Consider the following 16,020-nt stretch of genomic DNA (forward strand, 5'->3'; position numbering starts at 1 on the left):
CTTAATTGATCGAGGCAACCGAGACATGGCTAAATCCGCGGCATTTCCACGGCAGACATCCTGCGAACCGTTCCGACTCAATCCTTTGGTGGCTTGCGTCCGTCTGGCGCTGACCGGCGGCATGCTGGTGGGCAGTGCCAGTGCGGCTTGGGCGGACACCGGGTTGCCGATTCCGGCGGCAACGTGGGTCACCAGCGGCGCCGCGACCAACCAGATTATCGGCAATACCCTGCGCATCGATCAAACGACCGACAAAGCGATTTTGAACTGGGACAAGTTTAACGTCGATGCGGGAAAGACCGTCCAGTTCGTGCAGCCGAACAGCCAATCGATCGCTTTGAATCGGATCAATCAGCAAGACCCCAGCCGAATCTTCGGCCAGATCATCGCCAACGGCCAGATTTACCTGTACAACAAAAACGGTTTCGTGTTCGGTAAGGAAGCGGTCGTTAATGCCAATAGCTTCATGGCGAGTACCTTGAACATTACCGATCAGATTTTCAATCGAGGTATAGCGAAAGTTTACGATGAAGACGGTGGAGCAGCGCTTGCTATCGAACCGATGCAACCCGGCGACGCCTTAGACCCTAAGACGGTACAAATACTCATTGAGGCGGGCGCCAAAATTCATACGGATAAAGCCGGGCGTATCATTATTGCCGCTCCCAAAATCGAGAATAGAGGCACTCTAACGTCCGAAGAGCAGGGTCAGGTGATTCTCGCTGCGAGCCAGGACAAGGTTTATCTACAACCAGCCGACAAAAACAGTCCGTTTGCCGGTTTGATAGTGGAAGTGGATACCGGCGGTAAGGTTTCCAATTTTGGCGATATTGTCGCCAGACAAGGCAACGTGACCATGGCCGGTTTTGCCGTGAATCAGCAAGGCCGCATCAACGCCACCAGTTCGGTTAAGGTTAACGGCTCGATTCGTCTACTTGCACAGGAACAGCACGGTAAGCTTGGCAATACGTTGGTAGCCACCAAAACCAGCCGCGATACGGACCTGGGCGACGGTCTGGGAACCGAGGCCAAAACCACTTTGGCCGCGGGTAGCGTCACTCAAGTGGTTGCGGATCAAGCCGGAGGGAGCGCTATCGACGAGCAAGCGCAACCGAATGCTTATATCGAAATTACCGGCAACACCGTGCATATGCAATCCGGGGCAACGGTCAAAGCGCACTCCGGCCAGGTCAATATCAAAGCCACGGACAATTTAGCCACTCCAACGCTAGGAACCAAGGGCCGGATTTATTTTGAAAAAGGAGCTGTGGTCGATGTTTCCGGGACTAAAGGTGTCGTAGCGCCTATCGAGCGCAATGTAGCTGAAATTTCCGTACAAAGTTTTGAGTTACGCGACGCGCCGGTTCAGAGAAGCGGTATTTTGAAGGGAGAGACCGTTCGCGTCGATTTGAGAAAAGGTTCGAAAATTGTCGATACCAGTGGCGCCAAGGCAAGGGTAAGTCGAGGAATCGACGAACGGCTGGGAGAAGGCGGGCAAATCAATTTATCATCTAGCGGCGACATCATTGTTAACGATGGCGCAACTTTCGATATCTCCGGCGGTTATGTGGATTATCAGGGCGGTTATATCAATACCACCAAACTGATGACCGACTATGGGCGGATTGTGGATATCAGCGACGCCGATCCCAAAGAGACCTACATTGCCATAATCGGCCAAGTCACCCAGACCCACAAGAAGTGGGGGGTGGAAAAGATTTGGAATTCGCTCGGACAATTGGGTCAAGGTACGTATGAGCAGGGTTATCGTGAAGCCAATGCCGCCGGATCATTGAATATTAAATCGCCAAATATGGCTTGGAATGGGCGTTTGATCGCCGGTAGCGACGCCGGCTTGTACCAGCGTTCGCCAAGCGCGCGTCCTGACGGTGGAACTTTTATTTTCGATTCAGCGGCATTTGCCAACTCGTTTTCGAACGTGCGTTTCCAAACCGGCAAGGACCCGGTAAGCATTGGCCTGAATCAATTGTTTCCGACGAATGACAAGGGCAAACCAGTTGATCTGGTGCTTTCTACCGATTTAACCAATCGTTCCAATGTGCAGCATGTCGTTGTCAGAGTAAACGGCAGCGCGACGGTCGCTGAGGACGCCAATATTCGAATGGTGCCGGGTGCAGAGTTTTCTGTGCAGGCGCTTGGCAGTGGTCACCCCATGTCCGCCAACGGCGACGGCGCGGCAATTAACGTGCTCGGACAAGTTCATGCGGCCGGAGGCTCGATAACCTTGAACAGCGGCCTGCTAACGGACAGCGAAGGGAATAAGGTGCTGGAGTTGCCCAGCGACTTGCATATCGGTTCGAAGGCGGTTCTGGATGTATCGGGGCGCTGGGTTAACGATCTTCAGGCTGGTTTCGATGCGGCGCAGACGGATCCGCTTTACTTGGACGGCGGCAGCATCAAACTTAGCGCGGTCGGTAATCTTTATGTGAAGGCCGGTTCCTCGATATCTGCGGATGGCGGTGCTCAACTGAAATTGGATGGCGATATTGTTGCCGGTAAGGGCGGCAGTATCGGTTTGAGCGCCAAAGGGCCAGTGGGGCAAGCTTCGACCGTACACCTCGACGGTCTAGTGCGTGCCGCGTCGTTGACTAAAGGTGGTAGTTTATCGATCAGCAGCGGTGAAATACTGATTGGAGATGTACTCGTATCGGCTTTGACAGATCCTATGCGTCTGACGGTCACTAACGGCGGTTTTGGTTTCGATCAGGAATCAGGGTTCTCGGAAATTAAGCTGAATAGTAATTTTGCCGGGTTGACGGTCGCTGCCGGAACTCAATTGGATTTAAAAAACAAAAATCTGGTACTGGATGCCTCGTACCTGAGCCGGTCGTCCGGCCATAGTCTACGGGATTTTTCCCATTTCGAGTTATTGCCGGAAAACCTGCGGCAAGCTTTCAATTTGGAGTTGAGCTCCCAGTTGGATACCCGCATCGAAACCGGCAGCGCGGTCATCGCCGACAAAGGTTCGTCAATAACCTTGCTGAGTAACAGTGGCAACATTTTTGTCGATGGTCTATTGCAAGCCCTGGCCGGGCGAATTTCCCTGGAAATACGTCCAACCATAGCTCAAGAGTATTTGGCGAGTCAGGCGATATGGGTTGGCGGCAACGCCAACTTATCCGTTGCCGGCACGACACGCCTGAATCCGGTCGACCAATTCGGCTATCAAAGCGGCCAAGTACTAGACGGCGGTGTGATCAATTTCTATGCCGAGCGCGGCGCGGTGGTCCTGGAAGAAGGCTCGAAGCTCAACGTTTCCGGCACTAGAGCGCCCGTTGATATTTTGCAACCTTCAACCCGGTTGGGTTTCACGTACGCCAAAAAAATCGTCGGTTCCAACGCCGGTTCGATAAAAATCGCCGCCGCCGAGGGGGTGGTCATGGACGGTTCGATGTCGGCACGGGCCGGCTCGCCGGAGCTGTTGGGCGGTTCGCTGGCGGTTTCACTGAACCGCTCCCGGCGGTTTTTGCCTGACCAACCAAATATACCGTTTCCGACCGATCCATTGGTGATCAATATCGTACAGTCGGCGCCAAGATCATTGTCCAGAACGGCTAAATTCGGCGACGATTTTGCGGGTGATCTACTCGGCAAAGCCCTGTTGCGGGCGGATTTGGTGGACGCCGCCGGTTTTGCCGACGTGTCCTTAAGCAGTATCGGCAGCGTCGGATTTTTGGGGGACGTGCAGCTTAAAGCCGCCGAGCGCATTAGGATTGATGCCTCGGCCATCAATGCCGTGGGCATCGATGGCGGTGCCGCCGGTACTATCCGTCTGGACACCGGTTTCTTGCAAATCGGCTCCAGTCTGGATCGCAACTTGGCAAGCAACGCCGATGCGGGCGAAGGTCGTTTCACTGCCAACGCGCGTTGGATTCAACTGAATGGCGCTACCCAGTGGAACGGTTTTAACCGGATTGCGTTGAATAGCGCTCACGATATTCGGGGCGTCGGTTTGCGTAACGGCGACGAGCAACGCGATTTTGTCGGCGGTTTGGTGACCGCAGCGAATTTGGATTTGCGGGCGACGCAGATTTATCCGACCACGTTGAGCGATTTCACGTTTGCGGTCGTTAATAATCCTGAAGGCACAATCACGATTTCCGGTAGCAATACCGACGCACCGCCGTTGTCTGCCGGCGGTACCTTGACTTTTAAGGCGGCGCAGATCAACCAGAACGGCGTATTGAAGGCGCCGTTGGGGACTATCAACCTGCAAGCCACATCGAAAATGACAGTGGGCGACAACAGCGTGACCTCGGTTTCCGCCAAGGGCATGGTGATTCCGTTTGGCGCGACACAGGGCGGCCTGGATTGGCTTTACCCGTTGGACGATATACGCAATCTGGTGTTCGAAGCCGCGCCGGAAAAGCGGGTGATTTTCGATGCGCCGGAAATTGATATCAAAACCGGCAGCCGCATTGACGTGTCGGGTGGCGGCGATCTTCAGGCTTATGAATTCCAGCCCGGCGCGGGCGGTTCGTTCGATTATCTGCAGCCGGGCCGCGCATCTTACCAGGGCGGTTTTGCGATTTTGCCGACTTTGGGTAGCCAGTTGGCACCCTACGACCATTACGAGTCGCAAAATTTTCCGTATGCGCCAGGTTCCACTATTTACTTGAGCGGTAGTGACGAGTTGCCGGCAGGTGAATACGCGATTTTGCCAAGCCATTACGCCTTGTTGCCTGGTGCGTTCCTGATTACACCGCAAGCCGGTACCCAAGACCTGACTGTCAGGCAGTCCACTGTTGATGGCCTATCCGTCGTGTCCGGTTACTTTATTCATGCCGGTAGCCGTGCGGCTGATGCCAGGACCGGTGGCTTCAAAATCGAAAACGGCGCGGATGTCCGGAAAAATTCCAGCTATGACATCAATCGGGGGGATCAGTTTTTCACCCGGAACGCCTTGAAGAAAGATGCGCCGCGTCCCGGGTTGTCGATTGATGCCGGCCAAATCTCTTTGGTGGCGCAGACCCGTCTGGTCATGGATGGCCTTTTCATCAGCGACGCGCTGGCCGGCGGGCGCGGTTCGAAAATGGATATTGCCGCGAATCGTATCGTTGTCACCAACCAACTCAGCGATACGCCGATTTCCGGAACGTTGGAAATTCTGGCCGAGAATTTGAACAAATTACGCGTCGGTAGCTTGTTGTTGGGCGGCGCGCGTAGCCGCAACAAGGGCAACGCCAACGAAACCGATTTGGCTGTTACGGCACAGGAAGTAGTGTTCGACGCAGATACCGAGATTCACGGTAGCGAATTTGCCGTGGCCGCGACCGAAAACGTCGAATTGCAAAGTGGTGCCAAATTGATTGCAGATCGGGCCCTAAGCAGCAGCGATAGTGTATTCAACGTCAGCGGCAATGGCGCGTTGTTAAGGGTTTCCAGCAGCGGGCAAGTGGCCCTGAATCGCACAGGTACGGACGGAACGGCCGGCCAGTTGAATCTGGCAGAAGGTTCCGTATTGAAAACGGATAAGGGTTCGATTCTTTTGGATGCCAGCCAGTCGTCGCAATTGCTTGGCGACATCGATATGACCGGCGGCTCGTTAAATTTGGCGGCCAACGTCATCAATATCGGCGAAGTTGCCGGATTGACCGGCAATGCGTTGAATTTATCCAATCGCAAATTGACCGACCTGACCGTCGACGAACTGATTTTGACCGCGCGCGATAGTATCGGGGTGTACGGTAACGTTGGCCGATTGGCGGCGGACGGCGAATTTCAACGAGACGATAACGGCGATATGCGGGCGATTTACTTTGACCATTTGGCGATCAACGCTGCAGGTCTTGCCGGTTACGGCAGCGGCACCAACCATGCAAAATTGGCGGCCGGCAGGCTGGATTTGCATAATCTGGCCGGTGCCGGCAACCAACAAACCGCCGACGGTAACGGTCATCTGGATCTCAGCGCCGATACCGTGGTGATGGGTAAAGGCCTGTTCACGTTGGCCGGGTTCGATAAAGCCAACCTGACTGCCAATAAAGTCTTCACCGCCAGCAACGTCGGTTCGTTGCAAGTCGGCAAGGATTTGAACCTGAATGCCGGCCTGTTGACGGCGGATGGCGGCAGCAAGTTGACGGTCAATGTCGGCGGCCAGGCGAATGTCATCGGTTTGAGCGGCGGCGCGACCACCGCCAACGGTTTCGGCGGGGCGATCGAATTTACAGCGGATACGATAAGCTTCAATGCCAAGGCTTTGTTGCCTTCCGGTAGTTTGGGGCTTACAGCGTTGAAAGGTGACGTGATTTTGGGTAACCAGGCCAGTATCGATTTGGCCGGACGCAAGGTCGTTTTTGCCGATAAGGCGGTTTATACGTCGGGCGGCCATTTCCGGGCCGTCGCCGATCACGGTATCGTCAAGACCGGGGCGGATTCGCTGGTTAATGTCAACAGCGGCGGCAATGGCGCGGCTGGCGGCAGCGTGGAGTTTGCCGCTGCCGAAAAATCGGTGGTATTGCTGGGTAAATTGCAAGCCAAGGAGGGTAGTGCGGCGTTCGATGTCGGCGGATTCGACCCTGCGATCCGTTTCGATCAGTTGATGTCGGTAGTGGCCGGCGCCGGGGTAAACCAGTCGATTTATCTGCGTTCGCGCGGCGATGATATTCTGCAAAAGGGTGTGGCGATTAATGCCAAGGAAATTACGTTGGTCGCCGATCGTGGCTCGATCAATCTGGATGCTGGGGTTCATGCCGATGGCACCGGTCAGGGCGGCAATGTCAACCTGTATGCCGGTGACCGGATCGTACTGGCGACCGGTGCCGATCTAACCGCAAACGGTAGCCAGGTTGGTGCCAAGGGCGGTAAGGTGTTGCTGTCGGCTGTGGACGCCGATGGCGACAATATCAGCGGCATCGAGATTCAGGCTGGTTCGAACATTTCGGTGTGGGGCAACGGCGCTGAGGGCGGTTCGGTAGTATTGCGGGCCTTGCGTACTGCTAACGGCATCAATGTGCAACCGGTTGCCGGCAAGGTGGAAGGCTTCAGCAAGTTCTACGCCGAAGGGGTCAAAAAATACGCCAATGCTGATTTAGGCAACGATGGCCAAATCAATGCAGCCGATATTACCAAGATTCAAAACCAGACTTCCGCTTACATGACGGCTGCGAACATGCACAACGTCGCGGATTTGGCCGACGGTTTGCGTTTGGTAGCCGGCGTTGAAATCAATTACACCGGTGATCTGGCGCTCAAGGATAAATGGGATTTGATGGGATGGCGTTACGACGACGTGGCCGATACCGACCTCTGGGACGATGTTGCCGGCGGTTTGGTGATTAAAACCACGGGCGATTTTAACGTGGAAAAATCACTGTCCGACGGCTTTAAAAACGTAACCTTCACCTATAGCGGCGGTTCGGCAACCATCGTCGATAAATTGCAGGGTGGCGAATCGTGGTCCTACCATTTGGTGGCGGGCGCCGATAAAACCAGCGCCGATATCAATGCTACCGGCAACATGGGCACGATGAAACTGAGCTCCGGTGCCGTGATTAGGACCGGTAGCGGCGATATGCATGTTGTGGCGGGCAAGGATATTGCCTTCACCGATGGTTCGTCGTCGATTTACAACGCCGGCCGGCCGACTCAGGACTCCCCGTACGGCGCGCTGAAAGACCGTTTCGTCGGCCTGTTGTTTTATACCGAATATCCGGTGGCCGGTGGCGATTTGACTCTGAAAGCGGGCGGTAATATCGACGGGGCGGTCGTCAATAATAACGACTTCAACGACTGGTTGTTCCGTATCGGTAACTGGAAAGCCGACACCGCCGACCACAGCGGGCAGCGGCCGACTGCTTGGGGTGTGACCGTTGGTTATATACCGACTAATAACCCCAATCTGCAATTTCAGAACGCGGCCGCAACTACGGCTAAAAAATCCTTTTTTCAACAAAATGTCGGTTCATTCGGCGGCGGCAACGTTAAAGTCTCGGCTGGCGGTAATATTAATAATCTCGACATCATGATGCCGACCACCGGCAAGCAAATAGGGGTTGCAGATAATAGTACCGCCGGTAGCTTTGACTTTTTATCGAATCAGGTTCAGGTCAACGGCGGCGGTACGATGGCCGTGGTGGCCAACGGAGATATTGTCGGCGGCAGTTATTTCTTGGGCAAGGGCAGTGGTAATTTGACGGCGGGCGGCCAAATTACCGGCGGTGACCGTTTCAAGAAGGGTCCTATGCTGTTGCTGGGAGATACTCGTTTCAAGGTTAGCGCCGGCAACGGCGTCACTCTGACCGGCGCCTCAGATCCGATGATTTCCCACAAGGCCGACGTCAATTTTTTTAGTTACAGCGAAGCTAGTGCGCTGGATATTGACTCCTTGTCTGGAGATGTGGTTTTAGCGGCCAACGGTAGGATTTTTCCAAGAACCAATACGAACTCAAATCAGCAAGCGTTGGCGCCGATTTATCCGGCGTCGCTGAATGCGGTTGCCCACGGCGGTAGTTTGCGGATTGCAAATGAAATTGTCTTGTTTCCGTCGGCGCAAGGCAATTTGAATTTATTCGCGAAGCAGGATATCAGCGGCGAGGTGGGTATTCGATTCGGTATGTCCGATGCGGATCGGAGTTTGTTGCCTGACGCTGAAACACCGGTGGCTCGGAATAATATGGCCGATGTTGTAGGCCGGGTCAGTCCTTTCGGCGCGCAGCCTAAATTGTTGCACGCCACAATTCCGGTTCATCTCGGTGATGATGACGCGGCACGCTTGGTAAGTTTGCAAGGCGATATCAAAAACGTCGAGTTCAATTTTCCGAAGAAAACCCTGGTGAAGGCGGGGCACGATATAGTCAACTTATCGTTATCGCTGCAACATGTTAACGATGATGACACTACGCTAATCGAAGCCGGCCGCGACGTGCGTTATACCAGCGATCGCGACCCCGAAACGGGCGGTCTGCTGGATAATTCTGCGAAAATCGCAGTGGGCGGTCCGGGTGAGCTGTTGGTAAAAGCCGGTCGCAACGTCGATCTCGGCGCATCCGGCGGTATTTCGACGGTAGGTAACCTAGTCAATACCAGTTTGGCCGAGCATGGCGCCAATTTGACAATCTTAACCGGTGCCAACGGCGAATTAGATTATGGCGGCTTTATCGAGACCTATTTGACTCGAAATCCACTCTATGCCCAAGCAAATACGCAGTTGAAATCGCTGATTACAGGGTTTATGCGTCAACGCCTGAATGACGAATCCATAACCGACGAAACTGCGTTGGCCGAGTTTGCCAAATTGAAGTCGTCGGATTTTGTTGAGATTCAGCCCAAGCTCAATGCCATTTTGTTGCCGGTGTTCTTTAACGAAATTAAAGAGTCGGGTAAAGCATCCGCCGGAAATACTAGTACTAACAGCCAACGAGGTTACGACGCGATAAGCCATTTATTTTCGGACAGCGATTGGCGCGGCGATTTGAGTATGTTCTTCAGCAAAATTCAGACTGTCGATGGCGGTAACGTCAACTTGGTTGTGCCCGGTGGATTCGTCAACGTAGGTTTGGCTACTTCTTTCGCGGGAGCAAAGCCACCGTCGGAGCTAGGGATTGTGGTCCAACGGCAAGGCAATGTTAACGTCATGGTCGACGGAGATTTCATGGTGAATACCTCGCGCGTGTTCTCTCTGGATGGCGGCGATATTATGGTTTGGTCATCAAATGGAAATATCGACGCGGGACGAGGCGCGAAGTCGGCAATCGCCGCGCCGCCTCCGGTAATCAGTTTCGATGATAAAGGTAATATGAAAATTGAGTTTCCGCCCGTCGTTTCCGGTAGTGGTATTCGGACGGCTGCAAGTTCGGAAGGTATGGAAGCCGGCGACGTGTTCCTGTTCGCGCCGAAAGGCGTGGTCGACGCCGGTGAAGCCGGGATCGGCGGCAAGAACGTGTTTATCGCCGCGACGGCGGTACTCGGTGCGCAAAACATTCAGGTCAGCGGCGTCGGCACCGGCGTCCCGGTCGCGGCCACCGGCAGCGTCGCCGCCGGTTTGACCGGAACCAGCAACCTGAACGCCGGCGTCAGCCAGATGGCGGAAAGCTCGGTCAACAACAGCGTCGGCAAGGACAACGGCAACTCCATCGCCAAAGCGATACTGGGCATGCTCAGTGTTGAATTGTTGGGCTTCGGCGACTAGCCGAAGCCGGCGGAATTGGCCGGTTCCAACGATTTTCCGCTCATTGTTATACGCATGTTCGTTTGCTGACCGTCATTCCGGCAGGGAGCGCCGGAATCCAGGCTGCAAGGATAGCTCGAAGCTACCTTCCATGGTGTTGGATGCCCGAGTCCTGCCGGCATTACGGCACTTCGCTGGTGCCCACGGTCCCCCTTGGAAACCCGTACCGAGCTGACCGGCCCGCAGGTATTCCCACGCCGTAACGTCGGAACGAGGGGAATCCGGTCGCAACCGGATTGGTCGGTAAATTTCACGAAAATGTCATAAAAATGTAAAGAAAAGTCGGGATAATTCGCTAAGTACCTTGTTTTGAGAGAGAAAATGAAGCGGATTGCCTTTTTAATGTTGGCCTTGTCGATGATGCCCGGATTGGCGCAAGCCTGGTGGAACGACGACTGGGGCTATCGGAAGAAAATCACCATCGACGCGCAGCAGTTGCAGCAAAACGGCGTCAAGCCGGTGGCCGAGGGCTTGGTGCCGGTGCGGCTGCATACCGGCAATTTCGGTTTCTTTGCCGATCTGGCCGAGAACGGCAAGGATTTGCGGTTTTTGGCGGCCGACGACAAGACACCGCTGAAATATTTCATCGAGAAAATCGATACCGTCAACGAGATGGCCCTGATCTGGGTCAAACTACCAAAAGACATAGCAAGCGCCGACGAGGCTATGTTCTGGATGTATTACGGTAACCCGAAAGCGGTGGACGCCCAGGACGGCGCCGGCATTTTCGACGTGGCCCAGGCCGTGGCTTATCACTTCGACGCCGATGCGGTGAAAGACGCCACGGCTTACGCCAATCAACCGTCTGCGGCGACCTCGACCCGAATCGAAGGCGGCGCCGTCGGTGACGCCGGTGCATTCAACGGTAGTCAGGCGCTGAAGATCGCCGCGACGCCGGCAGTGCAAATGGCGGTCGAATTCGGCTGGACCGTGTCGGCCTGGGTCAAGATCGACCAAGCCCAAGCCGACGGCGTGATTTTTCAGCGCGACGGCCTGACCTTGTCGGTTAGAGGTCAGACCCCGGTCTTGGACCTTAACCGTAAGGAACTGGTCAGCCCGACCGATCTGAATCTGGCGACTTGGCAATTCCTGGCCGTCAGCGCCACCAAAGAAGGTTTTACCTTATACGTCGACGGCAAGCCGATGGGCGTGTTGCCGGCCAGCGTGCCGACTCTACTCGGCGACAGCAGCATCGGCGCGGCGGTGGACGGTTCCCGCGGCTTTGCCGGCGCGATCGACGAATTCGGCATCGCCAAAGTCGCCCGCGACCAGAATTATTTGCAATTCGCCGCGTTGATGCAGGGCCAGTCTTCGGCGTTGTTGAACTACGGCGAGGACAGCACGCCGGACAGCGAAGAGGGCGGCGAATCCTATCTGATGGCGACGCTGGACAACGTTACGCTGGACGGTTGGGTCATCATCGGCATTCTGGCGGTGATGTTCATCATTAGTTTTCTGGTGATCGTCAGCAAGGCGATTATTCTGAACCGTACCCGCAGCGAAAATAAAAAGTTCGAGGAAGCCTTCAGTCAGCTCGGTTCCAAAAACCTTACCAACCTCGATCATCAGGACGAGGAAGATCAAGCGGACTTCGACGAATCACCGTTGCTGCTGTCGTTGACCGGTAACCATGCGGCCTTCGCCGGTTCATCCATCTACCGTATCTACCATATCGGCGTTCAGGAAATGAACAAACGACTGGCCAAAGGCGTAGGCGCCGATGCCGCCGAACAGGGCTTGTCCGCACAGGCGCTGAATGCGGTCAAGGCTTCGATGGACGGGGTGTTGGTGCGGGAACTGCAAAAACTCAATTCGCAGATGGTGCTATTGACCATCGCCATTTCCGGCGGCCCGTTCCTGGGTCTGCTGGGTACCGTGGTCGGGGTGATGATTACCTTCGCCGCGATTGCCGCCAGCGGCGAAGTCAACGTCAACGCCATCGCACCGGGTATTGCCGCGGCCTTGGCTGCGACCGTGGCCGGTCTGGGCGTGGCGATTCCGGCGCTGTTTGCCTACAACTACCTGGGCAGCATGATCAAAGCAATCACCGCCGATATGCACGTCTTCGTTGACGAATTCATCGCCAAACTCGCCGAACAGCACAGCTGATATCCCATTCTTAGCAGACGCAGCGCTCACCTGGCGGACAGTTGCCGGTAGCGCCTGCGCAAGCCACGCAGTCAAGAGAATACCCAATGAAAGTTCAAGAAGAAAACGCCGCATACGACGAAATCAACGTCACGCCGATGCTGGATCTGGCTTACGTGTTGTTGGTGGTGTTCATCCTGATGACCACCGCCGCGGTGCAGGGCGTCCAGGTCAATCTGCCCAAGGCCAGCAACACCCCAAGTTTGGCCAAACCGCAAACCAAGGCCATTACAGTCACTGCCGACGGCACCATTTTTCTGGATACCTTTCCGGTGACGATGGAACAGCTCGAATCCACGCTGCTGCAATACAAGGCGGCAAATCCGGAATTGCCGGTGGTGGTCAAGGGCGATGCCACGGTGCAATACCAAAGCGTGGTCGACATTCTGGCATTGCTGGGCCGACTGGAAATCACCCAGGTCGGTCTGGTCACGCAGAACCTCGTGAAATAAGTTGGCGCGATGTCGAAAAAGAAGCATTGGCGGGTTTACATACCCATGGTGATAGGCGCCTTGATCGCTGCCGTGGCGATTTTTTATATCGTCAAAGTCATCATCGACTTTGCCGGTAACAAACCGGCCAAAAACGAAAAGAAAATCCAACCTATCACCTTGCTGAAACCGCCGCCACCGCCGCCGCCGCCACCGAAAGTGGAGAAGCCGCCCGAGCCGGAAATCAAGGAAAAAATCAAGGAACCGGAGCCGGAACCCGAGCCTGAGCCGGAACCCGAACCGGAACAGGCACCGCCGCGCGATTTGGGGCTGGATGCCGAAGGCGCGGCCGGTTCCGACGGTTTCGGTCTGGCGGCGCGTAAGGGCGGCACCGGCCTGTTCGGCGGCGGCAGCGGCAATCCCTACGCCTGGTACGGCGGTCTGATCAAGAACGGCATTTCGGCTCTGCTGAACAACCACGAGGAGCTGCGGCGCAAGGGCTATACCGCCATCGTCAAAGTCTGGTTAAAGGCGGACGGTTCAGTAGAACGGGTGGAGTTAGCCAAGGGCAGCAACGATGCCGAAATCGACGAGCTGTTGAGCCGTTTGCTGAACAAGTTCGACCGGGTCGCGGAACCGCCGCCGCCCGGCATGCAGCAACCGGTCAAATTGAAGATTTCATCGAGAATTTAAAAATCATAGGTAGAACAAAACAATGGCGAACAAAACACGGCTGATGGCCTTGGCGCTGTCGGGGATGATCGGCAGCGTCCAGGCCGGCGAGAAGGAAGAATTGCTGAAGCTGCGCAACACCACCACCAATTTGATCAAACAATTGGTGAAGCAAGGCATCTTGACCGACAAAGCGGCCAACGAAATGATCAAGCAGGCCGAAGCCGACGCCGGCCAACAGGCCGCTGCCGCCAAAGCGGCCGGGGAGAAAGAGGCCGTGCCGGCCGACGAAGTGCGGGTGGCTTACGTGCCGGACTTCGTCAAGGACGAGATTCGCCAGCAAGTGCGCAGCGAACTGCGTGAAGAAGTGGTCGGCGACGTGATGCAAAAAGCCAAGAACGAACAATGGGGCTTACCGAATGCGTTGCCGGACTGGACCCGCAAGTTCAAATTGTCCGGCGATTTGCGCTTGCGTTCGCAGCACGATTATCAGGCACCGGACAATATCCCAAATTCTTATCTGGATTACCAGGCTATCAACAATGCCGGCGGTGTGACCAATGCCGGCCTGGATGCGTTTTACAACACCACCGAAGACCGCCATCGTTTCCGGGAAAGGTTGCGGATCGGTATCGATGCCAACGTCACCGACAACTTGAAGGCCGGCGTCAGGCTGGCGACCGGCAACCAGCGCGATCCGGTATCGACCAACCAGGACTTGGCTAACTTCGGTAATCATTACGATTTCACGGTCGACCGCGCCTACCTGCAATACGATGCGACCGACGACAACAAATTCAAATGGTTGACGCTGAGCGGCGGCCGGATCAAGAACCCGTGGTATACCGGCGGCGGCGAGTTTACCGGCGGTAGCGAGTTGCTGTGGGATGTCGATTTGTCGTTCGAGGGCTTCGCCGCGACATGGCGCCACCACTTGGGCGACTCCGGCAGACTGATGGATGCGGGAGACCAGAGCCATCAGGCTTATCTGACGGTCGGCGCGTTTCCGTTGCAGGAAAGCAGTTTCAGCAGCGACAAATGGCTGTTGGGCGGCCAGGCCGGCATGGATTGGGCCTTTACCAACCAGGATAATTTGAAATTGGCCGCGGCGTATTACGATTACGTCAATCTGCAGGCCAGGCAAAATACCACCCCTTCCGGCACCTGCGACACCAACAATCGAGCCAATACCGCCTCGCGACCGCAGTTTATGCAAGGCGGCAATACCTTGGCGACGATTTGTAAGGAAGGCACCCGCTTGGCGCCCGGCACCTTGCCGGCCATGGTCGGTTTGGCGTCGGATTTCAACATCGTCAATATCAATGCTTCTTACGACATGGCCTTGTTCGCGCCGTACCATCTACGCATCAGCGGCGACTACGCCAGAAACATCGGCTTCGACAAACAGGAAGTCAGTCGCTTGTACGGTTCCGCGGTCGATGCCAAGACCACGGCCTGGCAGTTCCGCGCCGATTTCGGTTGGCCCAAGGCGGAAGTCGCCGGGCATTGGAACGTATTCGCCGCTTATAAATACGTCGGCCGAGATTCGGTGTTGGACGCGTTTACCGATTCGGATTTCCATTTGGGCGGCACCAACGTCAAAGGCTGGTTCATCGGCGGCAACTACGGTTTGATGAAAAACGTCTGGTTGACCGGACGCTGGCTGACGGCCGATATGATCAGCGGCCCGACCTGGGGCGTCGACGTGCTGCAAATGGATATCAACACCCAGTTCTAGGCGAGGAGGCGACATGAAGCGGTATCAGATTACCTGGCATTTGCCGGCGGGATTGTTGCTGGCGCTGGCAGTTTCGGCGACGGTTTCGGCCGCGCCGCGCGAGGCGTCTAAAGACAGTGGCGCGGTCTTGAAACTGCAGGGCATGGTGAAAAGCCTGACCGCCGAGCGCGACGCGGCCCAGGCCGAAACCGCCAAACTGAACGAGCAACTCAAGCAGTTGGAGCAACTGAAGAAAGAGCATTCCGCCGCCGTCGCGGCCAAGGAGCAACTTGGTAGCGAATTGTCGGCCCAGCGCAATGCTGCCGGCGAAGTGCGCGAACGTCTGGAAAAATCCAACGCCCGCTTGCAGGAGGCCTTCTCCAAAAACCAGGAGCTTAGCCAGGCTAAGGCCGAATTGGCCGGACAGTTGGCGGCGTTGAAAGGCAAGCAGCAGACAACCGAGCAGCAGTTGAACGTTTGCGGCGAGCATAATCTGAAGCTCTATGAAGCCGGAAAGGACTTGCTGCAGCGCTACCAGAACAAGGGCGCCCTGTCCGGTTTGCTGGAGCAGGAAACCTTGTTGCAGTTCAATAGTGTGGAAATGGAAAACATCGTCCAGGAATACGAAGACAAATTGCGTGCCGGCAAGCTGGCGGAGCAAACCGCGGCCGAGGCCGGCATTCCCGCCCAATAAGCCTTTTCGTTGCCGGGGTGCGGCGTCATGTCGCACCTCGTTTCCCCGCAAATTACCGAAGCCAGTACCAGTTTAACGATACAAATAAGTTAAAATCGGGCTAGCAGCGTTTTTAAAGCGGCTAAGGAAACGATATTCGAAGTTCCGTTTTTCGACGGAAGATCATTGC

6 protein-coding genes are annotated in these 16,020 nt (G+C 55.6%); all 6 read left to right on the top strand.

Annotation, left to right across the window (positions count from 1 at the left end; translation table 11 throughout):
* Positions 1–25: 25 nt before the first annotated feature.
* The 6 genes from C2U68_RS12625 (at position 26) to C2U68_RS12650 (ending at position 15,851) form a co-directional block, all read left to right on the top strand.
* Positions 26–10,150, top strand: coding sequence for a filamentous haemagglutinin family protein (locus tag C2U68_RS12625; RefSeq protein ID WP_140912837.1), 10,125 nt, complete (start codon positions 26–28; stop codon positions 10,148–10,150).
* Positions 10,151–10,510: 360 nt separating this feature from the next.
* Positions 10,511–12,298 carry a DUF2341 domain-containing protein gene (locus C2U68_RS12630; protein ID WP_140912838.1) on the top strand — a complete coding sequence of 596 codons (1,788 nt, stop codon included), beginning with the start codon at positions 10,511–10,513 and terminating at the stop codon, positions 12,296–12,298.
* Between the two features lie 86 nt (positions 12,299–12,384).
* Positions 12,385–12,789, top strand: a complete 405-nt coding sequence (locus C2U68_RS12635) for an ExbD/TolR family protein (RefSeq protein ID WP_140912839.1) — start codon at positions 12,385–12,387, stop codon at positions 12,787–12,789.
* 9 nt (positions 12,790–12,798) lie between these two features.
* A complete protein-coding gene (locus C2U68_RS12640; protein WP_260839342.1) occupies positions 12,799–13,461 on the top strand; it encodes an energy transducer TonB in 663 nt (220 codons plus the stop codon).
* 22 nt (positions 13,462–13,483) lie between these two features.
* Positions 13,484–15,178, top strand: coding sequence for a putative porin (locus tag C2U68_RS12645; protein ID WP_140912840.1), 1,695 nt, complete (start codon positions 13,484–13,486; stop codon positions 15,176–15,178).
* Between the two features lie 13 nt (positions 15,179–15,191).
* Entirely contained in the window at positions 15,192–15,851 is a 660-nt protein-coding gene (locus tag C2U68_RS12650) for a hypothetical protein (RefSeq protein WP_140912841.1), read from the top strand.
* The last annotated feature ends 169 nt before the right edge of the window (positions 15,852–16,020 follow it).

Origin of the sequence: Methylomonas koyamae (assembly GCF_006483455.1) — a bacterium.
GTDB classification, from domain to species: domain Bacteria; phylum Pseudomonadota; class Gammaproteobacteria; order Methylococcales; family Methylomonadaceae; genus Methylomonas; species Methylomonas koyamae_B.

Coding starts and splice junctions, on each gene's coding strand:
- C2U68_RS12645 (WP_140912840.1), top strand. CDS start 13,484: ATGGCGAACAAAACACGGCTGATGGCCTTGGCGCTGTCGGGGATGATC.
- C2U68_RS12625 (WP_140912837.1), top strand. CDS start 26: ATGGCTAAATCCGCGGCATTTCCACGGCAGACATCCTGCGAACCGTTC.
- C2U68_RS12635 (WP_140912839.1), top strand. CDS start 12,385: ATGAAAGTTCAAGAAGAAAACGCCGCATACGACGAAATCAACGTCACG.
- C2U68_RS12630 (WP_140912838.1), top strand. CDS start 10,511: ATGAAGCGGATTGCCTTTTTAATGTTGGCCTTGTCGATGATGCCCGGA.
- C2U68_RS12640 (WP_260839342.1), top strand. CDS start 12,799: ATGTCGAAAAAGAAGCATTGGCGGGTTTACATACCCATGGTGATAGGC.
- C2U68_RS12650 (WP_140912841.1), top strand. CDS start 15,192: ATGAAGCGGTATCAGATTACCTGGCATTTGCCGGCGGGATTGTTGCTG.